The organism is Arthrobacter sp. KBS0703 (assembly GCF_002008315.2).
Lineage (GTDB): Bacteria > Actinomycetota > Actinomycetes > Actinomycetales > Micrococcaceae > Arthrobacter.
On record NZ_MVDG02000001.1, the window covers coordinates 3636050 to 3659826 of the forward strand.

The window sequence follows — 23777 nt, forward strand, 5'->3', positions numbered from 1 at the left end:
AGGGTTTTCTGATGCGATCCGAACCGGAGACGTCCGGACAGGGGGATGCGTACTTTTTGTACCTTCAATGAAGGTATGGGCCGCAGGTAACGAGTGTTGGGGTCCAAGGTGAACGAAAGGTTAACGACGGCGGGACATTTGCTTACACCTGCAGGGTCACCATTGCGTTAGCTACGTCACAGTCGTAGTGGGCGCGGTTCCGGCGGCGCGTGACACGATGGGCTGCATGGAGACACCGGGGAAGCTTGACGCGCACCGCCTTGGCGAGGGGCCGCCGTCGGACGCTGACATCGATCTGTACCGCAGGCTCAGCAGCGACATCGCCGCCGGAGTGGCCGTGGTTTCCACGGTGCTGCGCAACCGGGATTACGCCGCGACCGTCAGCGCATTCCTCTCAGTTTCCTATGACCCGCCGACGCTGCTGGTCAGCCTCTATGCGGAATCGCGCATCGGGGAGGCGGTCGCAGAGGCAGGCACGTGGGCGCTGAGCCTGCTTCCTGCCAAGCACCAGGGCACCGCGAACTGGCTGGCCAGCCCCGGCATCCCGCTGCACGGGATGCTTGCGCAGGTTCCGTTCCGGCGCGGCCCGGCCACCGGAGCGGCGATCATCGACGGGTCGCTCGCATACTTTGAGCTGCGGACGGTATCGGTTCATCCGGCCGCCACGCATCTGCTCGTCGTCGGAGAGGTGGTGGCGATGGGCAGCGACGCTGCGCCGTCAGAGGCCCAGGACCCGTTGCTGCACTTCGGTTCCGAGTTCCGCCGGCTGGCCCCGTAGACCCGCCGGAGAAGACCCCCGGAACTTGAGCCAAAATTGCGCCAACGTAACGGAGTCCCTGATTTTGTCGGTTCATCCTTGAGGCATAACCATCCAGGCGGGAACCCGGCATCCGTGAGAAGGAAAGAATCACAGGTTGCCCGCACGATTCTCAGGGGGGATCACATTGAGTATCAGTTCGAATCACTGCACCCACGGCGCCATGCGCCGGTCCCGGCACTATCTTGGTCATGGCCAGGCCTGCGGTAAGGGCCACCGGCATTGCACGTACAGCATTGGATACCGCGTGGGACCGGACCTCCTTACCGGCCGGTGGTGTCGCCGCCGGCTGGTTGACGTACCTTCTCCTTGAGCTCAGCTAGCTCCTATCGCGGATGAACCGGTGGGACAGTCAAACCGTGGAGGGGTCCGTATTGGCGCCGCACAGGATAACGGCTACGCGTTCGCCGTCCGCCGGAACGTACGCCCCCGAGGTCAGCGCGGCATAGGCGGCCGCGGCACCGTGCTCCACCACCAAGCGGTACTCGGGCCACAGCAGCGAGCGCGCGGCGATGATCTCGTCGTCGGACACCAGCACGCTCTTCACGCCGGTTCGAACCGCCACCTTAGAGCCGATCTGTCCGATCCGCCGCGCCCCGAGTGGATCCGCGGCAATCCCCGAGACGGCCACGTCCGCCGGGGCGCCCGCCTCGAGGGCAGCGTGCAGCGTGGGAGCGCTGGCGGGCTCCACGCCAACCACATTGGCCAGGCCTTCGACGGCGGCCGCGATCCCGGCCATCAGGCCCCCGCCGCCCACGGCCCCAAGCACGGTGTCCACGCCGCCCAGCTGTTCCAGGAGGACCCGGCGTGGTTCTCCGAGCTGTTCAACGTCAAGGTGCGCTACTCCGGCATGGCCATCGGGCTGCAGGTCGGCATCCTGTGCGCCGGCTTCACCCCGCTGCTGGGAACGGCCCTGGTGGGTGCCACCAAGGCCAACTGGGGTCCGGCAGCCTGGATCGTGGCCGCGTCCTCAGTGGGCCGCGTCCTCAGTGCTGGCGGTCGCCGGCGCACTCTGGGCCCGCGAAACCCACAAGACGCCGCTGCGCGAACTGGGCAACCCGGTCCGCTGACGCACCGGTGGCCGGCCTCGCTCAACCACCGCAGCATCACGGGCGCCGGAGCCGGGCCAGCAGCGTGGCGGCGAGCAACGCCGTCGTAATTTCCAGGGCGACGATGGCCAGCAGTCCATCGGCCGCGGATCCGGCTACTCCTGCTGCCCGCAGGGCAGCAGTCCCGTGGATGTGGCCGGACGCCCCGCTGCCGGCGGCAGTACCACCCAAGAGCAAGGCGGCGTGCAGCACGGTCATCGCCAGCCCGCATGCCATCACCTGGCGAAGGGCGTCCACCCTGCCGTCGCGCCAAATGTGGACAGCGCAGGGCAGGCAGACTCCCACCATGGCGAGGATCAGCAGGTTCAGCCACAGCCCATGGTGGTTGCTCGCAACGAGCCAGAGGTGCACCAGGCAGGATGCCGCCGTCGCAGCCGCGACAACGCGGTAGTGGACAACGACGCGAGGGCGGAGGATGGGGCCGGCGGCGCGGTCCCATCCCCGCAGGGCTGTCACGGCGCGGGCCTAGCCGTGGCAGTGTCCGCCGGTGGCCGGCTGCGATCCCGCCGGCACGTCCAGCACGGGGCTGCGGTCAAAGAATCCCTCGGGACGTAGCTTGAAGCCGACGGTGTCCACCGGCATGATTGGCCAGTCTTCGGTCCGAGGGAAGTGGGTGAGGCCGAAGGTGTGCCAGACGACAATGTCCTGCCCGTCGATGTCCCGGTCCTGGGCGACGTAGGCCGGCAGGCCCGCTCCCCCCGCGTGCTGGTTCACGAAGTCCCCGGTGGGGTAGCGCTCGCCTTCCGCGAAACGGGTGACCCAGAGGTCCTTCGTGGCGAACGCCGCGCGGCGGGCGATGGAGGAATCCGGGTCGGCGAGGAGCGTGGGCTGGCCCTGGGCGTGGAGCTTGTAGCCCACGGGTGCGCCGAGGCGGTTGCGCGAGTCCGGGTTGGAGATGACCCAGGTGCGGCCGTTGCGTGCGTCGGCCTCACAGACGCCGTCGGATTCCCGGGCCAGCAGGGTGCGCCGCCGCGAGAAGGCGTTGCCGCGTTCGTTGCCCGCGCCCATCGGCTGCCGGACGACGTCCTCTTCCTCGACGCGGTTGGTGAAGCCGTCGATGGCCATGTCCAGCCGCGCACTGAACAGGTGCTGGTGGAAGGGCGCCCCCAGCCCGGGGGCCAGCTGCGAAATATTGTCCGAGCCGTCCTCGGGGTAGGCGCTGGTGAACACGACGCCGGTAGCCTTGGCCTCGAACTCGATGGTGCCGTCGAGGTACAGGTACCAGTAGAAGCCGTAGTCGTAGTTGCCGATGGTCGTGAAGAAGGAGATCACCAGCCGGCGGTTCCGGCGCGTGTACGTGACGCCGGACCAGAGATCGCTGTGTTTGGCCAGGATGCCCCAGTCCTCCTCGTGCATGCAGATGCCGTTGCGGATTTGGCGCGGGTTGCCGAACGCGTCGCTGATCACCGGGCTGAGGTAGGTGATCTCGCCGAGGCAGTCGCAGCCCAGTTCGAGCGAGTTGGCGTACTGGCCCACGAGGTACTCCCCCGTGTCGAAGTAGTTCTGCCAGGACCTGACGGGTGACGGGTCGCCGTACGGAACCACCATTTCGGCGATGGAGGCGCGGTTGATGATGGGGCGCTTCCGCCCGCCGTCATGGAAGGCGATGTTGTGCAGCACCACGCCCTCGCGGACATCGAAGCCAACGTCCAGGCTCCACTTTTCCCACTCAACGTGGTTGCCGCCGGTGACCGTGAAGCTGGGCCCTTCGGGCTGGGTGATGCTGATGGGCTTCTGCGTGGTGCGGAGCGGGCCGGTGAGCTCCGGATCGGTGTAGTTGCCGTGCTCGCCGGGAACCGCGAAGGCGCCGGCGTCCAGCACCTGGGTGACTTCCTTCCCGACGACGTCGACGTAGGCCACCAGGCCGTCCACAGGATGCGCCCAGGCGCTGTCCTCGGGAAAGTCCTGCACGAAGGCCAGCCCGCGGAGGATGCGGCGGCCCCTCTCCTCCGGGTATTCGAAGACGCCGGCGGACAACGGGGCAACGCGGACCTTGCTGACGTCCAGGTTCCGGTCGGCGAGGGCCTTGAGCCACCGTTCGTCGGAGGCCAGCAGCTCCTCAACCACCTCGAACTCCTCCTCGAGAACAGGGAGTTCACCCGTCACGGCGGTGTCGAGTTCGACGGCGGAGGTCACCGTGCCGCCCGTGGCGGACACGGTGACATCAAGGGGCCGCCCGCCGGACACATCGTGGATAAACACGCGGAAACGCCGGTCCTCGGAGTCCGGAGCGGCGTCCCGGGCCGGATCGAGCAGGCCGAGGTACGCGATCCGCTTCTCCGGGCCGAGAAGTCCCCCGGCGCGCAGGATGGCCTGCACGCCGGTGATTTCAGCGCCCGTTGCCAGGCGGTACTGGGTGGCTGCGTCAGCTGGTGCGAGTGTCATGGGCGACCTTTGTCCGGGACCGTGTCCGGTCGGGATTTTTATTTTCTATAGTTGTAGAGAATAACCGTCCGTAAGATGGCTCACAATAGCCAGACGCCAAATATTTCCCGGGGAGCGGCAGCGTGCCAAAGATTGTTGACCATGACGAGCGGCGCCTGGAGCTGGTGGATGCGACCTGGCGGATCATCGCCCGGCTGGGCATCGAAGGCGCCACCATGCGGGAGATCGCCCTCGAGGCCGGCTTTGCGAACGGCGCCCTGAAGCCGTATTTCCCCACCAAGGACACCCTGCTGACGTTCGCCTTCGGCCACGTCTTCAACCGGACCAACGAGCGGATCGAGGCGGTAACCGACGGCTTGTCAGGGATCGCCGCACTGCGGGCGTTCTGCGTGGAGGTGCTGCCACTGGACGAGGAGCGCATCAACGAAGCCCGGATAGTGATCCCCTTTTGGCAGAAGGCCGTCAACGACCCCGAAAAAGCCGCCATCCACAGGGAATCCATGGACCAGTGGCATGCGGCGCTGCTGGGACACCTCGCGGAGGCGCGGGAAAGCGGCGACGTCACCACCGGCGTCGACGACGCCGCCCTCGCGGGCCACTTGCTGAACATGCTGCTCGGCGCCCAGATATCCGCCGCTCTGGCACCGGAGGGCCAGGACGACCTCGGGCTGAGTGAGCAACTGGAGGGCTTCCTGGCGCTGCTGACCCGCTAGCCTTGAGACCTCAAGATCCCACCCCCCCGGACCGCGATTGCCGGGATAACCAACCAGGAGACGCCGGCTGTGACCATCCCCCAGGAAATCGACACGCCGGAAGTCATGGTTGACCTCGACATTCTCGAGCGGAACATCGACCGCATGGCCTCGGCCGTCCGGGCGAAAGGCCTCAGCCTGCGCCCCCACGCCAAAACGCACAAGATCACAGAGATCGCCGCCCGCCAGATGGCGGCGGGAGCCTCGGGCCTGACCGTGGCAACCATCGGCGAAGCGGAAGTGTTCGCCGCTGCGGGTGTCGATGACCTGTTCATCGCCTATCCGCTCTGGGTTTCTCCTCAAAAGGCCGGCCGGCTTCGGCGCCTGTCGGAAAGCGCACGCATCGCCGTCGGAGTGGATTCCGCGGAAGGGGCGGCCATGCTGGGAACCGGGCTCGGGACGGCGGCAGGGAACGTGAGTGTTCTCGTGGAGGTCGACAGCGGCCATCACCGGAGCGGCGTCAGTCCGGAGGCAGTGGTGCCGGTGGCCGAAGCAGCGGCGCGCGCCGGGCTGACGGTGGCGGGAGTCTTCACCTTCCCGGGCCACAGCTATGCGCCGGGCATGCCGGTCGAGGCGGCCCGCCAGGAGCAGCACGCCCTGCAGCAGGCGTCCGAAGTCCTGGCCGCGGCAGGGTTCGACATCACGCGCCGAAGCGGCGGGTCCACCCCGACGGCAATGCTGACCGAGAATTCGGTTGCCACCGAGGTGCGTCCGGGCGTGTATGTCTTTGGCGACGCCCAGCAGCTGGAACTGGGGCGGTGCGCCATCGAAGACATCGCACTGACGGTGGCGGCCACGGTGGTCAGCCAGCATGAAACCCCGGCGGACGGTCCCGCACGTTTCATCATCGACGCCGGCAGCAAGGTTCTCGGCAGCGATCGGCCGGCGTGGGCAAGCGGCTTCGGACGCCTGCTCGACCAGCCCGACGCCCGGATCACCGCGCTGTCGGAGCACCATGCCACCGTCGAGTGGCCCGAGCGCGGGACCATGCCGGCCATCGGGCAGCGGCTGCGCGTCATCCCCAACCACGTGTGCCTCACTATTAACCTGGTTGACGACGTCGCAGTCACCAGCCGCGGCGAGCTCGTGGACAGGTGGGCCGTGGCTGCCAGGGGTAAGAACAAATGATCAGGAAGCCGGCCGGAAATCTTTTTTCGACATGTGTTGAAAAAAGATGACACTGCGGAACTTCGGCGCTAACCTGAAATGACTGTGTTCCAGGACACAGTATTGGGGACCCACTTCAGATGGCCATCCGTCGTCAGGAACATCCATGCCTGCACCAACAGCCCGTCCCGCGCGCCAGGACCTCACCTCCAGCGTGGCCGCCTCGTTTGACCACTGGAGGCACCTGGTAGCCCAGTCCTTTGTGCCGCTGGCCGCGGAGACGGACCGCCCCGACTCCTTCCGCGGCCGGATGCGGTCCAGGGTGCTCGACCGCATGTGCATTGTGGAGGTTTCGGCGTCGGGGCACAGCGTCCACCGCACACGCGCCCTCCTGGCGCAGTCGGACCAGCGCTATTTCAAGCTCAATCTCCAGCTGGAGGGCACCGGCCTCCTCATCCAGGACAACCGCGAGGCCGTACTTCGCCCCGGCGATCTGGCCATCTACGACACCAACCGGCCGTACACGCTCGCCTTTGAGGAACAGGCACGGATGATGGTGGTCATGTTCCCGCACGACGCGCTGTCGCTGCCGCCCGACTACGTGGGGCAGCTTTCCGCGGTCCGCCTGGCCGGCGGCCACGGCCTGACGGGCATTGTGGGGCCGTTCATTGCCCAGCTCGCCGAGAACCTGGAGGTCCTCAGCGGCCCCAGCGGCTCGCGGCTGGCCACGAACGCCCTCGATCTCGTCTCCACCATGCTGCACTCGGAACTGGCCATGGCACCGGACCGGATGAAACCCCAGGCTGTGCTGGCAACGTCGATCCGCGAGTACATCGAGGCCAACCTGGCGGATCCGGACCTGTCGCCGGCCAGCATTGCGGCTGCGCACTTCATCTCCACCCGGCACCTGCACAACGTGTTCCACGAATCAGGCTCCACCGTGGCCAGCTGGATCAGGAGCAAACGGCTGGAGCATATCCGCCGCGACCTGCGGGACCCCCTGCACTCGGGCACCTCGGTGGGAGCCGTCGCGGCGCGCTGGGGATTCCTGGACGCCGCCCATTTCAGCCGCACCTTCCGCGAAGCATTCGGAGAATCCCCCAGCGACTGGCGGCGCAGCGCCTGACGCCGCCTGCGTTGGCGGCCTTGCCCGGCGCGAACAGCACGCCGGCATCCTGGAACACAGCCACCGCCGCACGGGTAGACGGCATGTTGGCGCCCTCGCCGACGGCGAGCAGCCCGTTCCGGACAAGCCGGGCAGCGGCATCGCCGTCGAGTTCGTCCTGCGCATCTGCCTCCTTCTCTCGGGAGCGGCGCTGCTGATCAACGGACTGGCATCGCTGGGCACACTCCCCCGCCGGGATGCGGCCGTGTTCAGCCTGGTCATCGGCAGCATTCAGCTGGCCTTGGGTGTCACCTATCTGGCTGCGGCCCCTCCGGGCGTTAACGGCGGCGGCCAGCAAGCGCTGCACGGCGCGGCCGGGATGTTCCTGTTCGGACTGACCTATGTCTATGGGGGCCTGGACTACCTGCTGGCACTCGGGTCCAGGGGCCTCGGCTGGTTCTGCGGACTGGTGGGCGTGTGCGGGCTCGTGCTGGCTGCCGCCTGGTCCGGAGCGGATCCGTTTCTGAGATGTGTATAAGAGACAGCTCTGCTGGACCTATCTGTGGATGCTGCTCTTCCTGCAACTGGCGTTGGGCTTCGAACGCCTGGCCCCCTGATTGGCTGGTCCCTCGTCCTCGCCGGCCAGGCCTCGGCCACGGTGCCGGCGTTCCTGGGGCTGACCGGCCGGTGGCCCGGCGGACCTGAGCTGGCCGCGGGAGCCGCGGCGTCCCTGCTGGCGCTGTTGCTGCTTGCCGGCGGTCTCGCCTGGCGCGGGCGGCGCCAACCCGCCGCCCGCGCCGCCGCCGCCGTCGCCGTCGTCCGTTACCCGGCAACCTCAGGGTCTAGGGTCCGCGCCCGCTTCTCCACCCGGATCTCCACCAGCACCCCTGCCGCGAAGAGCGCCGGGACTGTCGCCAGGAGTGCCGCGGCGGTTTGCGTGCTTCCCCCGATGAGGGAGGTGAAGTTGCTGACCACGAGGTAGAGCACCCAGGCGAGCAACAGCGAAGCCAGCACCGGGGCTATGAGCGTCTGCCAGGACTGCCCCGGCACCGGTTCCCGGCGGAAATAGGCGACGACGGCGAGCGAGGACAGCATGTACAGCGCCAGCAGTGCCGCGACAGCGAGCCCGCTGAACCAGGAGAAGAGGGTCAGCACCGGATCCATGGCCAGCAGCGCGAACGGCGCCACGAGAAGCACGGCCACCGCCGTCTGGATCCACGCCGCCACCGCGGGCGCGCAGTGCCTGTTGGTCCGCGCCACGACGGCGGGCATGGAGCCGCGCAGCGCCAGTGAATGAAGGTAGCGGTTGATGCCGTTGTGGAAGGCAATAATGCCGGCGAGGAGGGACGTCACCAGGAGGATTCCGGCCGTGATGCCGGCCCAGGGGCCGAACATCTCAACGAGCGGGCCGATGACGAACGACGTCGCGTCCCCGGATTCGAGTGCCGCGCCGGCGGCGCCGGCCACCTGTGAGGGCCCGTAGAAACTGACCAGCATCCAGGTGATGAAGGAGAAGAACACGGCGATGATGCCCACCGAGAGGTAGGTGGCGCGGGCAACGGTCTTGTGCGGATCCTTGGCCTCCGCGGAGTAGATGGCCGTGGATTCGAAGCCGAACATGGACGCCACCGCGAACATGATGGCCACGCCGGGAGCGCCGCCCGCAATGGCCTCGGGGGAAAACGAGGCTGCCAGGTTCAGGCCTTCCGGGCCGCCGCCGTGGAACAGCACGGAGAACCCGAACAGCAGGAGAATTGCGACTTCCAGGCCAACCAAGACAGCCAGGACCCGGGCGCCGAGCTCGATGTTCATAGACCCAAGAACCTGGACCCCTGCCATGGTGGCCACCGCCAGCAGCCACCAGGGAACGCTGATTCCTGCCGACGCCAGCAGGCCGGAGAAAGCGGTACCGTAGAGCCCGTACATCGCGGCCTGCACCGTGCTGTACGCCAGCAGGGCCAGCCACGCGGCACCGGCGCCGGTCTTCCGCCCGAACGCTGCAGTCACATACGCGTAGAAGGCACCGTTGGTCTGGACCTTGCGGCTCATGGCGACGAACCCGACGGCGAAGATTACAATGACGATGCCGACGACGAGGTAGGCCCCCGGGGCGCCGGCACCATTGCCGAGCGCTGCTGCCAGGGGCGCGGCGCCGACTATCCCGGTCAGCGGGGCCTGCGCGGACAGGACAAAGAAGAGAATTCCCAGAACACCGATGCTGCCGGCGCGCAGGGCGGTGGAGTGTTCCTGGCGGGGGCTGGCTTGTGCTTCTGCTGTCCGGGACTCGGAATTGGAAATACTCATTTGATCCTTCTTAACGGTCATGAGTGCTGGGAGATGTTCTTGGACGACGGCGCCCATTGGCCTGCGGGCTGCCTAGCAGTGCCGGGGCCGCGCATGTGGGCTTCGCCATAAGATCCAGAATGGCACTGAAGCCCGGAGGCGCCTTGTCGTGCAGCGATCATTTGTTGTTCCTGAGCGCAGTCACGCTGGCGCTCCGGCCGGATGCAGCTGTTCACCTGAGGTCAAGAACCGTTCGCGGATACACAAGACGCCCCGTAGGGAGCCAGGCAGACTCGAGACATAGCCTCAGGCCACGCAGGCCGGTGCGCATTGCCTACTCGAAGTGGAGTACCCCATGGAAACTTACGACGCCCTGCTGGCCTCGATCACCCCCAACGCCGGTTCCCGCAGCCGGACCATCTTTGACCCTGCCACCGGCACGATTGTCGGCGAAGCTCCCGTGCACACCGTCGAGGACCTGGACCGGGCCATCACTGACGCCACGGAAGCCCAGCCGGCCTGGGCTGCCCTGGGCCACGACGCACGCAGCGCCGCGCTGCTCAAGGCGGCCGACGCCGTCGAACGCTCCGCCGAAGAACTTGCCCGGCTGCTCTCCCGAGAACAGGGCAAGCCGCTGAACGGCCCCAACGCACGCTTCGAGGTCGGCGCCTGCGCCGCCTGGCTCCGCGCCGCCGCCGGCACCGTGCTCCACCCGGAAACCGTGGTGGACGACGGCGAGACCTACGCCGAACTGCACTACAGGCCCATCGGCGTCGTCGGCGCGATCGGCCCCTGGAACTGGCCCATGATGATCACCATCTGGCAGATCGCCCCCGCCCTCCGGATGGGCAACACGGTGGTGGTCAAGCCCTCCGAATACACGCCGCTGTCCGTCCTGGCCCTTGCCAAGGTCCTCAACGAGGAACTCCCCGACGGCGTCCTCACGGTGGTCTCCGGCGACCGCGAGGTGGGTGCCCGCCTGGCCGGACACCCCGCCGTCGGCAAGATCATGTTCACCGGCTCCACCTCCGCCGGCCGGGCGATCATCAAATCCTCCGCCGACACCGTCAAGCGCCTCACCCTCGAGCTCGGCGGCAACGACGCCGGCATCGTCCTGCCCGACGCCGACCCCAAGGCCATCGCCGAGGGTCTCTTCTGGGGCGCCTTCATCAACACCGGCCAGACCTGCGCCGCCCTCAAGCGCCTCTACGTGCACGACGACATCTACGACGCCGTCTGCGGAGAGCTCACCGCCGTGGCGAAGGCCATGCCCATGGGCGTCGGGCTCGACGAGAACAACGTCCTCGGCCCGCTGCAGAACAGGGCCCAGTACGAAATCGTGGCAGGGCTCGTAGAAGCCGCCAGGGAATCCGGCGCCCGGATCCTGCTCGGCGGCAACCCGGACCCCGGCCAGCCCGGCCACTTCTACCCCGCCACGCTCGTGGCCGACATCGACAACGACAACCCGCTGGTTGCCGAGGAACAGTTCGGCCCCGCCCTGCCGATCATCCGGTACAGCAGCGTGGACGAAGCCGTGGCCATGGCGAACGCGCTGGACATCGGGCTCGGCGCCTCCGTCTGGTCCCCGGACATCAGCGCCGCCCGCCAGGTCGCTGCCCGGATCGAGGCCGGCACGGTGTGGATCAACAAGCACGGCGCCGTGGACCCGCGCGTCCCCTTCGGCGGAGCAAAGCAGTCCGGCTACGGCCTGGAATTCGGCGTCGAAGGCCTCAAAGCCCTCGGCGTGCCGCAGGTGATCAACGGCTAGGACGCGGAACCCAAGATAGCGACGGCGGAGGCCGGGGGCGCCATGGGCGGCCCCGGCCTCCTTGGTGTCATGTCGGGCGACAATTACGACATCTACGGCCGCCCGGGTGAGTGGCAGGGCACCACGCGTGAAACCATACGGAGCATGGCCCAAAAGATTGCGTACCAGGGTGAGCCCGGCGCCAACTCCAATATTGCTTGCATCCAGATGTTCCCCGAGCTGGAAAATATTCCGTGCGCCAGTTTTGAGGACGCTTTCGAATTGGTGTCCAGCGGCGAGGCGGACCTTGCCATGATCCCGATCGAGAACTCAATTGCCGGCCGGGTGGCTGACATCCATATTCTGCTGCCCCAGTCCCATCTGCAGATAGTGGGCGAGTTCTTCCTGCCCATCCATTTCGACCTGCTGGGCATCCCTGGCAGTACCATTGAGGCCGCCACCGAGGTCCACAGCCATATCCACGCCCTGGGCCAGTGCCGGAAGCTCATCCGCAGCGCCGGCTTGAAGCCCGTGATCGCCGGAGACACGGCAGGGTCAGCCCGGGAGGTCCGGGACTGGAACGACCCCGCCAAACTGTCCCTCGCTCCCCCGCTGGCAGCGCAACTCTACGGACTGGAAGTGCTGGCATCCGCCGTCGAGGACGACCCCTCCAACACCACCCGCTTTGTGGTCCTGGCGCCGGAAAAGAAACTGCCGACCCGGGATGAGTTGCCCGGGCCGGCAGTTACCAGTTTCGTGTTCCGCGTCCGGAACGTTCCCTCCGCGCTCTACAAGGCACTGGGCGGGTTCGCCACCAACGGCGTGAACATGACCCGGCTGGAGAGCTACATGGTGGGCGACGAGTTCGCTGCCACCATGTTCATGGCCGACGTAGAGGGACACCCGGAGGACCTGCCGCTGAAGCTTGCCTTGGAGGAGCTGGACTTCTTCACCACCGAGGTGCGGATCCTGGGCGTGTATGCCGCTGCCGAATACCGGACCAGGCCGGCTCAGGCCACGGCGGTCTGACGCCGGTTCAGAAGCGGCGCGAAGAACGCGCCCAGCTCGGCGGTCGCCGTCAGCGGCAGGACGTTCGCCACGTACTGATCCGGGCGCACCACCACCATCACGCCGCCGCGGTCCAGGCCGCGCAGCTCGAAGATGTCCGCGGTGGGGTCGGTGCCGTAGGCGTTCTCAAGGTAGCTGAGCTTGAACGGGCCGACTTCCGGCTTGAACACCGCCGGGACTGCGCCGATGTCGACGCCCGTGTGGTCCTGCTGGTAGATGACCTTCACGTCGAACCAGGCGTCGCGGTCGGCGCCCTCGGGTGTGGCGGCGAGCGGCGACTCCGGTGCACTGGCCAGCCACGCCGCCAGGTCCGTGGTCGGCGACGGGGCACCTGCGGCGGCCGCGTCCGCGAAGACGTAGATGCGCCACCGGCCGTCCGCCTTCGCCTGGTGGCCGAGCTGCACCGGGTTCGTATCGCAGACCCGCACCACGGGCGCGGACTTGAAGCGTTTACCGATGGTGAACCCGGTGGCCAGGTCCTGGTGATCGGGCTCGGCGATGAGCATGGAGGGGGCGTACTGGGTCATGAAGCCCGCGGGGAACTCGGCCGTGCTGACATAGAAGTCCTCGAGTTCGGAGGGGCTATCGAACTCCTCGGGCTTCTTCGCCATGAGGGTGGACCATTCCTTGTCGAAGTCGATGAGGTTCTTCGCGATGACCTGGCGCTCGGCCGAGTAGGTGGACAGCAGGCTCTCCGGGCTGCGGCCTTCGAGCACGTGCCCCAGCTTCCAGCCCAGGTTGAAGCCGTCCTGCATGGAGACGTTCATGCCCTGGCCGGCCTTGGCGCTGTGCGTGTGGCACGCGTCGCCGGCGATGAATACGCGCGGCGTGCGGGTGCCCCGCTGCTCCGGGAGGACGTCGTCGAACCGGTCGGTGAGGCGGTGGCCCACCTCGTACACGCTGTGCCAGGCGACGTTCCGGACATCGAGCGTGTAGGGGTGCAGGATGTCGTTGGCCTTGGCGATGATCTGCTCGATGGTGGTGTTGCGTACGGCCCCCTTGCTGTTGGCGTCCACTTCGCCGAGGTCCACGTACATGCGGAAGAGGTGGCCGCCTTCGCGCGGGATCAGCAGGATGCTGCCGCCCTCGCCGGACTGGATGGCGCACTTCGTGCGGATGTCCGGGAAGTCCGTGACGGCCAGGACGTCCATCACGCCCCAGGCGTGGTTGGCCTGATCCCCGGCGAGGGTGCAGCCGATCGACTCCCGCACCTTGCTGCGCGCGCCGTCAGCGCCTACGACGTATTTGGCGCGGACCGTGCGCTCCCGGCCTTCGTCGGGTCCGGCCGTGTGGAGCAGCGTCACGGTGACGGGGTATTCGCCCTGGCCGGTGACTTCGAGGCTGCGGAATTCGTAGCCGTAGTCCGGCGACATGCGGGCGGGCGAGTTCGCCATGAATTCGGCGAAGTAGTCCAGGACGCGCGCCTGGTTGACGATGAGGTGCGGGAACTCGCTGATGCCGGCCGGGTCGTCGACGGCGCGGGCGGCCCGGATGATGCGGGAGTGGTCTGCGGGGTCCGGCTTCCAGAACGCCATCTCGGTGATGCGGTATGCCTCGGCGATGATCCGCTCGGCAAAGCCGAAGGCCTGGAACGTCTCGACGCTCCTGGCCTGGATGCCGTCGGCCTGGCCGATGGCGAGCCTGCCGCCGCGGCGCTCCACGACGCGCGTGGTGACACCGGGGAACTGGGACAGCTGGGCGGCGGTGAGCATGCCTGCGGGGCCGGTGCCCACAATGAGCACCTCGACCTCGTCGGGCAGCTCTTCGGGGCGGTTGATGCCGACGCCGGCGGCCGGCTGGACCCGGGGGTCACCGGATACGTAACCGTGGTGGTGAAACTGCACGGGCTTTCCTCACTTCGTTGTGTGGCCGTCTATCGCCGTTGTGTTCGATATTAGAATTACTCGTTCCAATATGGAACGTTTATATTGATCCAAAACTGTACGCCAGGTATGACGCGGGATACAAGCGCTTCGAAAACTCCGCCAAACAAGGGGTTGACGGTCCCTCGATTCGTGGATGATAGTTATCGTATACGATTTCGTACTCGATGAGGAGTAATTCTTGGAACAGGTCACCGACCACATCCTGGCCGCGGCCCGCAAGGTCATCGCGGTGCACATCAACTACCCCAGCCGGGCAGCCCAGCGCGGCCGCACGCCGGAGCAGCCCTCCTACTTTCTGAAGCCGCCGTCGTCCCTGTCGTTCGGTTCGGCGGAAGCCCCTTCAACGGTGGAGCGCCCCGCCGGCTGCGAACTCCTCGGATTCGAAGGCGAGATCGCCCTGATCATCGGCAAGCCGGCCCGCCGCGTCGGCCTCGAGGACGCCTGGAGCCACGTCGAGTGGGTCACCGCCAGCAACGACCTCGGCGTCTATGACCTCCGCTACGCGGACAAGGGCTCCAACCTCCGGTCCAAGGGCGGCGACGGCTTCACGCCGGTCGGCCCCGGGCTGATCCCCGCCGACACGGTGGACCCCGCAAAACTGCGCATCCGCACCTGGCACAACGGCCGCCTCGTCCAGGACGACACCACCGAAGACCTGCTCTTCCCCTTCGCAAGGCTCGTCGCCGACCTGTCCCAGCTACTCACGCTCGAAGAGGGGGACATGATCCTGACCGGCACCCCGGCCGGCGCCTCCGTGGCCAACCCGGGCGACGTCGTCGAGGTTGAAGTCAGCGCCGGCACGACGACGGCGGGCGGCGCCGCTTCCGGCCTCACCACCGGCCGGCTGGTCACCCTGGTTGCGGAAGGCACGACACCGTTCGCGGACTTTGGCGCCCGGCCCAAGACCGATGATCTCCAGCGGGAGGAAGCGTACGGCTCCCGGGAAGCGGCCGGTCTTGCCGCCGTGGAGGGCGCCGCCGTCGGGCCGGTCCTTACCCCGGAGCTGAAGGCGAAACTGGAAAGCGTCTGCACCGCCACGCTGTCCTCCCAGCTGCGCAAGCGCGGCCTGAACAACGTCAGCATCGACGGCCTCACCTCCACCCGCCCGGAGAAGCGGATCGTGGGCCTGGCCCGAACCCTGCGCTACGTGCCCAACCGCGAAGACCTGTTCAAGACCCACGGCGGCGGCTTCAACGCCCAGAAGAAGGCCATCGATTCCGTCAACGAGGGCGAGATCCTGGTGATGGAGGCCCGCGGCGAAAAGGGCACCGGCACCATCGGCGATATCCTGGCCCTCCGCGCCCAGGTCCGCGGCGCTGCCGCCATCATCACCGACGGCGGGGTCCGCGACTTCGCCGCCGTGGCAGCAATGGACATGCCCACGTATTACGCCAACCCGCACCCGGCCGTCCTGGGCCGCCGGCACATCCCGTGGGACACGGACATCACCATCGCCTGCGGCGGCACCACCGTGCAGCCCGGGGACATCATCGTGGCCGACTCCGACGGCATCCTAGTCATCCCGCCGGCCCTGGCCGAAGAGCTCGCAGACGATTCCATCGCCCAGGAACGCGAAGAAACCTTCATCGCGGAGATGGTGGAACAGGGCAACAGCGTGGACGGCCTCTACCCGCTGAACGCCGAATGGCGCCGCAAGTACGAACAATGGGAAACGGACAAGGCCAATGACTGAGACTGTAGCCAGGGCCGGCACCGCAGTCGGAAACGGCGCCACCGGCAGCAAATCCGAACAGGCCTACCAGGCGGTCAAGGCCCGGATCGTGGACGGGACCTACTCCCCCGGCTACCGGCTGGTCCTGGCCAAGATCGCCGAGGACCTGGGCGTCAGCGTGGTTCCGGTCCGCGAGGCCATCCGCCGGCTCGAGGCCGAGGGGCTGGTGAAGTTCGAGCGGAACGTCGGCGCCACAGTGTCCGGGATCGATCCCACCGAATACCTCTACACGATGCAGACCCTGAGCATCGTGGAGGGTGCCGCCACCGCACTCTCGGCCCCGCTGATCGGGGCGGCGGACATTGCCCGCGCCCGGGCCGTAAACGAGGAAATGCGGGAATGCCTGCAGCATTTCGACCCCGTCCGCTTCACCCGCCTGAACCAGGACTTCCACAGCGTCCTGTTCGAGCACTGCCCCAACCCGCACATCCTGGACCTCGTCCACCGCGGCTGGAACCGGCTCGCGTCACTGCGGTCCTCCACGTTCCGCTTCGTGCCCGGCAGGGCCCACGACTCCGTTGCCGAACACGAAGCCCTCCTGAAACTCATTGAAACCGGCGCCGACGCCGACGCCATCGAAAAAGCAGCACGGCTCCACCGCTCCGCCACTCTGGACGCGTACCTCGCCCAAACCAACGCGGGGTCACTTAGCGCCCAATAGAGCGCCCCGAATGGGCCGTAAGTGACCCCGCGTTGCACCATCAGTAAGGAAATCAACAATGACGTTCACTGCACCGGAAACCACATCCCACTACGTCCCCGAGAACCTGCCCACCCACATCCAGCACTACATCAACGGCGAGTTCGTTGACTCCGTGGGCGGCAAGACCTTCGACGTACTGGACCCAGTGTCCAACACGAACTACGCCACCGCCGCGGCCGGCCAGAAGGAGGACATCGACCTCGCCGTCGCCGCCGCCCGCGAAGCGTTCGTGAACGGACCGTGGCCGAAGATGAAACCGCGCGAACGCGCCCGCATCCTGAACAGGATCGCCGACGCCGTCGAAGCCCAGGAGGAGCGCCTCGCCGAACTCGAGACCTTCGACACCGGCCTGCCGATCACCCAGGCCAAGGGCCAGGCGCTGCGGGCGGCCGAGAACTTCCGCTTCTTCGCGGACCTGATCGTGGCCCAGTTCGACGACGCCATGAAGGTCCCCGGCTCGCAGATCAACTACGTGAACCGCAAACCGATCGGCGTCGCCGGCCTCATCACGCCGTGGAACACCCCGTTCATGCTGGAGTCCTGGAAGCTCGCGCCCGCCCTGGCCACCGGCAACACCGTGGTCCTCAAGCCGGCCGAGTTCACGCCGCTGTCCGCCTCACTCTGGGCCCGGATCTTCAAGGACGCCGGCCTGCCCGACGGCGTCTTCAACCTGGTCAACGGCCTCGGCGAGGAAGCCGGCGACGCGCTCGTCAAGCACCCGGACGTCCCGCTGATCTCGTTCACCGGCGAAACCACCACGGGCCAGACCATCTTCCGCAACGCCGCCGCCAACCTCAAGGGCCTGTCCATGGAACTTGGGGGCAAGTCACCGTGCGTGATCTTCGCCGACGCCGACCTGGACGCCGCGATCGACTCCGCCCTGTTCGGCGTCTTCTCCCTCAACGGCGAGCGCTGCACCGCCGGCTCCCGCATCCTCGTCGAACGCGCCATCTACGACGAGTTCTGCGACAAGTACGCCGCCCGCGCGAAGAAGATCGTCGTCGGCGATCCGCACGACCCCAAAACCCAGGTGGGTGCGCTGGTCCATCCGGAACACTACGAAAAGGTGGCCTCCTACGTCGAGATCGGCAAGTCCGAAGGCCGGCTGCTGGCCGGCGGCGGCCGCCCGGATCACCTCCCGGAGGGCAACTACATCGCCCCCACCGTCTTCGCCGACGTCGCCCCCGACGCGCGGATCTTCCAGGAGGAAATTTTCGGCCCGGTCGTCGCGATCACCCCTTTCGAGAACGACGACGAAGCCCTCGCCCTGGCCAACAACACCAAGTACGGCCTGGCGGCCTACATCTGGACGCAGGACCTGACCCGGGCCCACAACTTCTCCCAGAACGTCGAGGCCGGCATGGTCTGGCTCAACAGCCACAACGTCCGCGACCTCCGGACGCCGTTCGGCGGCGTCAAGGCCTCCGGGCTGGGACATGAGGGCGGCTACCGCTCCATCGACTTCTACACCGACCAGCAGGCCGTGCACATCACGCTCGGCACCGTCCACACCCCCAAATTCGGCGCATAACCCCCTCGGCCGGCGCCAGCCAGGCCCCTTTCAACGAAGAGAGAATCCCATGAACAACATCATCCCCAAGCCCTCCGTCCCCGCACCGGACATCGTCCGCTGCGCGTACATGGAAATCGTGGTCACCGATCTCGCCAAATCCCGCGAGTTCTACGTCGACGTCCTCGGCCTGCACGTCACCGAGGAAGACGAGAACGCCATCTACCTGCGTTCCCTCGAGGAGTTCATCCACCACAACCTGGTCCTGCGCAAGGGACCCGTCGCCGCCGTCGCGGCCTTTGCCTACCGAGTGAAGTCCCCCGCCGAAGTCGACGCCGCCGAGGCGTACTACAAGGAACTTGGCTGCCGCACCGAACGCCGCAAGGAAGGCTTCACCAAGGGCATCGGCGACTCCGTCCGCGTCGAGGACCCGCTGGGCTTCCCCTACGAGTTCTTCTACGAAACCGAGCACGTGGAACGCCTCACCCAGCGCTACGACCTCTACTCCGCCGGCGAACTGGTTCGGCTGGACCACTTCAACCAGGTCACCCCGGACGTTCCCCGCGGCCGCAAGTACCTGGAGGACCTCGGCTTCCGCGTCTCCGAGGACATCCAGGATTCCGACGGCGTCACGTACGCCGTGTGGATGCACCGCAAGCAGACCGTGCACGACACCGCCCTGACCGGCGGCAACGGCCCGCGCATGCACCACGTCGCGTTCGCCACGCACGAGAAGCACAACATCATCCAGATCTGCGACAAGATGGGCGCCCTGCGCATCTCCGACCGGATCGAGCGCGGCCCCGGCCGGCACGGCGTCTCCAACGCCTTCTACCTCTACATCCTGGACCCGGACGGCCACCGCATCGAGATCTACACCCAGGACTACTACACCGGCGATCCGGACAATCCCGTGGTGACCTGGGACGTGCACGACAACCAACGCCGCGACTGGTGGGGCAACCCCGTCGTCCCCTCCTGGTACACCGAAGCCTCCCTCGTCCTGGACCTGGACGGCAACCCGCAACCCGTGATCGTCCGCGAGGAAAAGAGCGAGATGGCCGTGACAGTGGGCGCCGACGGCTTCTCCTACACCCGCAAGGACGATTCCGCAGTGGAGGGCTTCAAGCTCGGGGCGCAGGTCTAAACCATGCTGGACGCGAAGACGATCGAAGCGATTGCCGACGAACTGCTCGAGGCCGGCCGGAACCGCAAGCCGGTGCAGCGCCTGACTGCCCGCTACCCGGACATGACGGTGGAGGACTCCTATGCCGTGCAGCAGCTGTGGCGGCGGCGTAATGAGGAAGCCGGACGCACGCTGGTGGGCCGCAAGATCGGCCTCACGTCCAAGGCGATGCAGGCCGCCACGGGCATCACCGAACCGGACTACGGCGCGATCTTCGATGACATGGTCCTCGAAACCGGCTGCTCGGTGCAGTGGGACAAGTACACGCACCCCCGGGTGGAGGTGGAGCTGGCGTTCGTCCTGAAGGACGCACTCAAAGGCCCGGGCTGCACCATTTTTGACGTCCTGAATGCCACCGACTACGTGGTTCCCGCCCTCGAGATCCTCGACTCCCGGATAGAGATGGAGGGCCGGACCATCGTGGACACCATCGCGGACAACGCCGCGATGGGCGCCATGGTGGTGGGCGGCAACCCGGTCCGCCCGGACGCCGCCGACCTCCGCTGGGTCTCCGCGATCCTCTACAAGAACCAGACCGTCGAAGAGACCGGCGTGGCCGCCGGCGTCCTGGACCACCCGGCCAACGGCGTGCACTGGCTCGCCAACAAGATCGCCGCGCACGGCGACGGCATGAAGGCCGGAGACATCATCCTGGCCGGGTCCTTCACGCGCCCGCTGTGGGTGTACAAGGGCGATACCGTGCACGCCGACTACGGACCCCTGGGGAGCATCACATGCCGCTTCGAGTAGAACCCGATAAAACGTTCCGCGACGCCCTGGCCGCGGCGGACCGTCCCCTGGCGGGCATGTGGGTGTGCTCCGGCAGCCCGCTCGTGGCCGAGATCTGTGCCGGGGCCAGCCTGGACTGGCTCCTGATCGACGCCGAACACAGCCCCAACGGCCTGGAATCCATCCTGGCCCAGCTGCAGGCGGTGCACGGCTACCCCGGGCACGTGGTGGTGCGGCCGCCGGTGAACGACACCGTGCTCATCAAGCAGTACCTGGACCTCGGCGTCCAAAACCTGCTGATCCCCATGGTCAATTCAGCAGCCGAGGCCGAGGCAGCGGTGGCCGCCACGCGGTATCCGCCGCACGGCGTCCGCGGCGTGGGCTCGGCGCTGGCCCGGGCCGCACGCTGGAACCGCGTTCCGGACTACCTGACCCGCGCGTCCGAAACCGTCAGCGTCACCGTCCAGATCGAATCCGAAGCCGCCGTCGCCGCAGTGGAAAACATCCTCGCGGTCGACGGGGTGGACGCCATCTTCCTCGGCCCGTCCGACCTCGCCGCTTCCATGGGGCTGCTGGGTCAGCAGGAACACCCCGAGGTGCGCGCCGCCGTCGAACACTGCATTACCGCCGCCAGGACGGCAGGCAAACCAGCCGGCGTGAACGCCTTCAACCCGGCCACCGCCCGCGCCTATCTCGACGCCGGCGCCGCCTTTGTCCTGGTGGGCGCCGACGTCGCCATTCTTGCCCGCGGCTCCGAAGCACTCGCCGCCGAATACACCACGTCCAACGACGGCGACGCCCCCGCCGGCTACTGACCCGCCCGGTTACTGATTCGCCCGAAGCCGGCAATCCGGGGCGGCAATGCCGGGGGCGGCTGCGGCAATAGACTGAAGCCATGGCCCAGACCGGACTTTCCGCAAGCAGACGGTTCCTCCGCGGCCGGATCCGCACCGGGCTGGTCCGCAGCCGGAACTCGCTGGTCCCCGCCATCCAGATGACGCTGTGCGCGGTGGGTGCCTACGCGTTCGCCGAGTACGTCCTGGGGCATTCGGGGCCGCTGTTCGCCGCCACGTCCTCGCTCATCGCCCTGGGGTTCTCCCGGGACCCGCGGCTGCGCAGGGTGATTGAGGTGGGGCTGGGCTGCACCATCGGCATTGCGGTGGGCGACCTGCTGCTCCACTGGCTGGGCGCCGGAATCTGGCAGGCCGCCGTCGTCCTTCTTTTCTCGATCCTGCTGGCCCGTTTCCTGGACAGCGGAACCATTTTCTCCACCCAGCTGGGGCTGCAGTCGCTGCTGGTGGTGCTGCTGCCGGCACCGCCGGGCGGCCCGTTCACGCGCAGCCTCGATGCCGTGGTGGGCGGCGTCTTCGCGCTGCTGGTCACCATCCTGGTGCCGAAGGATCCACGGCGCGAACCGCGCAAGGATGTCCAGAAGCTGCTCCACGAGCTGGCGGAAGTGCTGCGCGAATGTGCCGCCGCGCTGATGCAGAGCGACTCCACGCAGGCGTGGCATGCGCTGATCCGCGGCCGGAACTGCCAGCCGCTGGTGGACGCCATGCGGCAGTCGCTGCGGACGTCTGGTGAGGTGGCCACGCTGGCACCGGCCTACCGGAGGCACCGGGATGAAATCGACCGGCTGGAGCAGTCGCTGGATTACATCGACCTCGCGCTGCGCAATAGCCGCGTCTTTGCCCGCAGGCTGACCAGCGCCATCAACCACGCGGCGCTCTCCGACGAAGCCACCGAGAACATCGCCGAGGTCCTACAGGAGACCGCAGCTGCCATCGACGAACTCTCGCTCGGGCTGGCCGAGGTGCACGAGGGCGCCCGGCGTGCCCACCTCCGCAGCGCCAGGCAGGAGCTGGGTGCCATCGCGGGCCGGCTGCATCCGAAGATGCTGGAAGTGGAGCGGCTGGAGGGTGAGACCGTGGTGATGCTCTTCCGGCCGCTGATGGTGGACCTGCTGGAGGCCGCCGGCATGGATTCCCGCGAGGCCCGGGACATCCTCCCGCCGCTGTAGGAGCGGAAGCCCGCGGAGCAGGAATGTCGGGGGCTCCGGATAGTGTGGAGCAATGGCTACAAAGACTTCCCGGGCGTCCAAAACACCGGGCTATAAGTGCGCGGAATGCGGCTGGACCACGGTCAAGTGGGTGGGGCGCTGCGGTGAGTGCCAGGCGTGGGGAACCGTTGAGGAAACCGGCGCCGCCGTGGCCCGCACGACGGCGGCCACTACCGTTTTGGAGCCCGCCCGCCCCATCGCCGAGGTGGACGCCACCACCGCCGCTTTCCTGCCCACGGGCGTGGACGAGCTGGACCGGGTGCTGGGCGGCGGCGTGGTGCCGGGCGCCGTGATCCTGCTGGCTGGTGAGCCGGGCGTCGGCAAGTCCACACTGCTGCTGGACGTGGCCGCCAAGTTTGCCCGGACGGGCCAAAGCGTCCTCTACGTCACCGGCGAGGAATCCGCGGCGCAGGTCAAGCTGCGGGCTGAGCGGATCAACGCCCTCGCGGACACCCTCTACCTGTCCGCTGAGACCGACCTTGGCCAGGCCCTGGGCCAGGTGGAGAAGGTGGAACCAAAGCTCCTGGTGGTGGACTCCGTGCAGACATTGAGCAGCGCGGACGTGGAGGGCAGTTCGGGCGGCGTCTCCCAGGTGCGTGAGGTGGCCGCGTCCATCATCGCGGCCGCCAAGCGCCGCAACATGACCACGCTGCTGGTGGGGCACGTGACGAAGGACGGCTCCATCGCCGGGCCGCGCCTCCTGGAGCACCTCGTGGATGTGGTGTGCCAGTTCGAGGGCGAACGCCACTCCCGCCTCCGGCTGTTGCGTGCGGTCAAGAACCGGTACGGGCCCACGGACGACGTGGGCTGCTTCGACCTCAACGAGGACGGCATTGAGGGCCTCGCGGACCCCAGCGGGCTCTTCGTCACCCGCACCAAGGATCCCGTCTCCGGCACCTGCATCACGGTGACCATGGAGGGCAGGCGCCCGCTGCTGGCCGAGGTGCAGTCGCTCCTGGCCGAGAGCGCCAACTCGCAGCCGCGCCGCGCCACCAGCGGCCTCGACAGCTCGCGGGTGGCCATGCTGCTGGCTGTGCTCCAGCAGCGGGCAGGCTGCCTGCTGCAGAAGGACGACTCGTACGTGGCCACGGTGGGCGGCGTGAAACTCAGCGAGCCTGCCACGGACCTTGCCGTGGCGCTGGCCGTCGCGTCTGCCAAGGCGAAGAAACCGCTGCCGCAGCGGCTCATCGCGTTCGGGGAGGTGGGGCTGGCCGGCGAGGTCCGTCCTGTGCCGGGCATCAACCAGCGCATCCAGGAGGCGCACCGGCTGGGCTTCACGCACGCAGTGGTGCCCGCCAGCCACAACGGCCCGGGCCCGGTGCCGGCGGGCTTCTCGGTGCGGGAAGTCGGCCACCTGACCGAGGCCCTGAGTCTGCTGATCAGCTAGCGGCGCCAGTCGGCCGGACGGGCAGTTAACGCGGGTGGCCGAGCAGTAAGCGCGGGTGGCCCGGTCGTTAACGCGGGTGGCCCGCGCCGGTCTGCCGGCGCGGGCCACTGCTGTTGCTGTTCCGCCTCCGGCGGAGGCCTGCGGCCGGCTCTGGGTCTTGACGGGCCACTCGGCCTGGACCTTCATGGTTGACCGTGAGGCGCGGGGTTCCC

19 protein-coding genes and 2 pseudogenes are annotated in these 23777 nt (G+C 67.6%); 15 read left to right on the forward strand and 6 right to left on the reverse strand.

Annotated elements, in window-relative coordinates:
- The first annotated feature begins 226 nt into the window (after positions 1-226).
- Positions 227-778, forward strand: a complete 552-nt coding sequence (locus B1A87_RS16895) for a flavin reductase family protein (RefSeq protein ID WP_078027513.1) — start codon at positions 227-229, stop codon at positions 776-778.
- A 391-nt stretch (positions 779-1169) separates the two neighbouring features.
- Here the strand turns inward: B1A87_RS16895 and B1A87_RS16900 are convergent.
- From B1A87_RS16900 to B1A87_RS16915, 3 genes and pseudogenes are all read right to left on the reverse strand, one after another.
- Positions 1170-1682 (reverse strand): annotated as a pseudogene (locus B1A87_RS16900) (pyridoxal-phosphate dependent enzyme); the annotation flags it as partial.
- A gap of 241 nt (positions 1683-1923) precedes the next feature.
- Complete coding sequence (locus B1A87_RS16910; RefSeq protein WP_078027382.1) at positions 1924-2382, reverse strand: hypothetical protein; 459 nt, start codon at positions 2380-2382, stop codon at positions 1924-1926.
- A gap of 9 nt (positions 2383-2391) precedes the next feature.
- Positions 2392-4311: a primary-amine oxidase gene (locus tag B1A87_RS16915; RefSeq protein ID WP_078027383.1), complete on the reverse strand. Its 1920-nt coding sequence runs from the start codon at positions 4309-4311 to the stop codon at positions 2392-2394.
- 122 nt (positions 4312-4433) lie between these two features.
- Between B1A87_RS16915 and B1A87_RS16920 the strand changes: the two genes are divergently transcribed.
- The 3 genes from B1A87_RS16920 (at position 4434) to B1A87_RS16930 (ending at position 7296) form a co-directional block, all read left to right on the forward strand.
- Positions 4434-5024, forward strand: coding sequence for a TetR/AcrR family transcriptional regulator (locus B1A87_RS16920; protein WP_078027384.1), 591 nt, complete (start codon positions 4434-4436; stop codon positions 5022-5024).
- 105 nt (positions 5025-5129) lie between these two features.
- Entirely contained in the window at positions 5130-6191 is a 1062-nt protein-coding gene (locus B1A87_RS16925; protein ID WP_078027514.1) for a D-TA family PLP-dependent enzyme, read from the forward strand.
- Between the two features lie 145 nt (positions 6192-6336).
- Complete coding sequence (locus tag B1A87_RS16930) at positions 6337-7296, forward strand: helix-turn-helix domain-containing protein (RefSeq protein WP_078027385.1); 960 nt, start codon at positions 6337-6339, stop codon at positions 7294-7296.
- Here B1A87_RS16930 and B1A87_RS16935 read toward each other — a convergent pair.
- A pseudogene (locus B1A87_RS16935) lies at positions 7283-7456 on the reverse strand (glutamate dehydrogenase); the annotation flags it as partial. The gene B1A87_RS16930 and the pseudogene B1A87_RS16935 overlap by 14 nt on opposite strands.
- A gap of 54 nt (positions 7457-7510) precedes the next feature.
- On the opposite strand from B1A87_RS16935, the gene B1A87_RS24145 reads away from it, so the two are divergent.
- Complete coding sequence (locus B1A87_RS24145) at positions 7511-7813, forward strand: AmiS/UreI family transporter (RefSeq protein WP_260681066.1); 303 nt, start codon at positions 7511-7513, stop codon at positions 7811-7813.
- A gap of 284 nt (positions 7814-8097) precedes the next feature.
- On the opposite strand, the gene B1A87_RS16945 is transcribed toward B1A87_RS24145, so the two are convergent.
- Positions 8098-9579 carry an APC family permease gene (locus B1A87_RS16945; RefSeq protein ID WP_078027386.1) on the reverse strand — a complete coding sequence of 494 codons (1482 nt, stop codon included), beginning with the start codon at positions 9577-9579 and terminating at the stop codon, positions 8098-8100.
- A 334-nt stretch (positions 9580-9913) separates the two neighbouring features.
- On the opposite strand from B1A87_RS16945, the gene B1A87_RS16950 reads away from it, so the two are divergent.
- Complete coding sequence (locus B1A87_RS16950; protein WP_078027387.1) at positions 9914-11326, forward strand: aldehyde dehydrogenase family protein; 1413 nt, start codon at positions 9914-9916, stop codon at positions 11324-11326.
- A 144-nt stretch (positions 11327-11470) separates the two neighbouring features.
- The gene (locus B1A87_RS16955) at positions 11471-12334 is read left to right on the forward strand and encodes a prephenate dehydratase (protein WP_078027515.1); all 864 of its coding nucleotides are present in this window, start codon (positions 11471-11473) and stop codon (positions 12332-12334) included.
- On the opposite strand, the gene B1A87_RS16960 is transcribed toward B1A87_RS16955, so the two are convergent.
- Positions 12316-14217, reverse strand: coding sequence for an FAD-binding monooxygenase (locus B1A87_RS16960; protein ID WP_078027388.1), 1902 nt, complete (start codon positions 14215-14217; stop codon positions 12316-12318). The two genes, B1A87_RS16955 and B1A87_RS16960, sit on opposite strands and share 19 nt — an antisense overlap.
- Before the next feature lie 220 nt (positions 14218-14437).
- On the opposite strand from B1A87_RS16960, the gene B1A87_RS16965 reads away from it, so the two are divergent.
- The 8 genes from B1A87_RS16965 to radA all read left to right on the forward strand — a co-directional run bounded on the left by B1A87_RS16965 (position 14438) and on the right by radA (position 23565).
- Positions 14438-15952 (forward strand): fumarylacetoacetate hydrolase family protein, encoded by a 1515-nt coding sequence (locus tag B1A87_RS16965; RefSeq protein WP_078027389.1) that lies wholly within the window; start codon positions 14438-14440, stop codon positions 15950-15952.
- Complete coding sequence (locus B1A87_RS16970; RefSeq protein WP_078027390.1) at positions 15945-16652, forward strand: GntR family transcriptional regulator; 708 nt, start codon at positions 15945-15947, stop codon at positions 16650-16652. The genes B1A87_RS16965 and B1A87_RS16970 overlap by 8 nt, the downstream gene beginning before the upstream one ends.
- Before the next feature lie 58 nt (positions 16653-16710).
- The gene (hpaE, locus tag B1A87_RS16975; protein ID WP_078027391.1) at positions 16711-18225 is read left to right on the forward strand and encodes a 5-carboxymethyl-2-hydroxymuconate semialdehyde dehydrogenase; all 1515 of its coding nucleotides are present in this window, start codon (positions 16711-16713) and stop codon (positions 18223-18225) included.
- 49 nt (positions 18226-18274) lie between these two features.
- Positions 18275-19351, forward strand: a complete 1077-nt coding sequence (gene hpaD, locus B1A87_RS16980; protein ID WP_078027392.1) for a 3,4-dihydroxyphenylacetate 2,3-dioxygenase — start codon at positions 18275-18277, stop codon at positions 19349-19351.
- 3 nt (positions 19352-19354) lie between these two features.
- The gene (gene hpaH / locus B1A87_RS16985; RefSeq protein WP_078027393.1) at positions 19355-20140 is read left to right on the forward strand and encodes a 2-oxo-hept-4-ene-1,7-dioate hydratase; all 786 of its coding nucleotides are present in this window, start codon (positions 19355-19357) and stop codon (positions 20138-20140) included.
- Positions 20125-20934 carry an HpcH/HpaI aldolase/citrate lyase family protein gene (locus B1A87_RS16990; RefSeq protein WP_185982352.1) on the forward strand — a complete coding sequence of 270 codons (810 nt, stop codon included), beginning with the start codon at positions 20125-20127 and terminating at the stop codon, positions 20932-20934. Before hpaH ends, B1A87_RS16990 begins: the two co-directional genes overlap by 16 nt.
- 80 nt (positions 20935-21014) lie before the next feature.
- On the forward strand, positions 21015-22139 hold the full coding sequence (locus B1A87_RS16995) for an aromatic acid exporter family protein (RefSeq protein ID WP_078027394.1): 1125 nt from the start codon (positions 21015-21017) through the stop codon (positions 22137-22139).
- Positions 22140-22191: 52 nt separating this feature from the next.
- On the forward strand, positions 22192-23565 hold the full coding sequence (radA, locus tag B1A87_RS17000; protein ID WP_078027395.1) for a DNA repair protein RadA: 1374 nt from the start codon (positions 22192-22194) through the stop codon (positions 23563-23565).
- Positions 23566-23777 lie beyond the last annotated feature (212 nt).

What these genes read in the sequence shown, in the direction of transcription:
- B1A87_RS16895 (WP_078027513.1), top strand. Translation starts at nt 227, where the DNA reads ATGGAGACACCGGGGAAGCTTGACGCGCACCGCCTTGGCGAGGGGCCG.
- B1A87_RS16915 (WP_078027383.1), bottom strand. Translation starts at nt 4,311, where the DNA reads ATGACACTCGCACCAGCTGACGCAGCCACCCAGTACCGCCTGGCAACG.
- B1A87_RS16925 (WP_078027514.1), top strand. Translation starts at nt 5,130, where the DNA reads ATGGTTGACCTCGACATTCTCGAGCGGAACATCGACCGCATGGCCTCG.
- B1A87_RS16930 (WP_078027385.1), top strand. Translation starts at nt 6,337, where the DNA reads ATGCCTGCACCAACAGCCCGTCCCGCGCGCCAGGACCTCACCTCCAGC.
- B1A87_RS16945 (WP_078027386.1), bottom strand. Translation starts at nt 9,579, where the DNA reads ATGAGTATTTCCAATTCCGAGTCCCGGACAGCAGAAGCACAAGCCAGC.
- B1A87_RS16950 (WP_078027387.1), top strand. Translation starts at nt 9,914, where the DNA reads ATGGAAACTTACGACGCCCTGCTGGCCTCGATCACCCCCAACGCCGGT.
- B1A87_RS16955 (WP_078027515.1), top strand. Translation starts at nt 11,471, where the DNA reads ATGGCCCAAAAGATTGCGTACCAGGGTGAGCCCGGCGCCAACTCCAAT.
- B1A87_RS16970 (WP_078027390.1), top strand. Translation starts at nt 15,945, where the DNA reads ATGACTGAGACTGTAGCCAGGGCCGGCACCGCAGTCGGAAACGGCGCC.
- hpaE (WP_078027391.1), top strand. Translation starts at nt 16,711, where the DNA reads ATGACGTTCACTGCACCGGAAACCACATCCCACTACGTCCCCGAGAAC.
- hpaD (WP_078027392.1), top strand. Translation starts at nt 18,275, where the DNA reads ATGAACAACATCATCCCCAAGCCCTCCGTCCCCGCACCGGACATCGTC.
- hpaH (WP_078027393.1), top strand. Translation starts at nt 19,355, where the DNA reads ATGCTGGACGCGAAGACGATCGAAGCGATTGCCGACGAACTGCTCGAG.
- B1A87_RS16990 (WP_185982352.1), top strand. Translation starts at nt 20,125, where the DNA reads ATGCCGCTTCGAGTAGAACCCGATAAAACGTTCCGCGACGCCCTGGCC.
- B1A87_RS16995 (WP_078027394.1), top strand. Translation starts at nt 21,015, where the DNA reads ATGGCCCAGACCGGACTTTCCGCAAGCAGACGGTTCCTCCGCGGCCGG.
- radA (WP_078027395.1), top strand. Translation starts at nt 22,192, where the DNA reads ATGGCTACAAAGACTTCCCGGGCGTCCAAAACACCGGGCTATAAGTGC.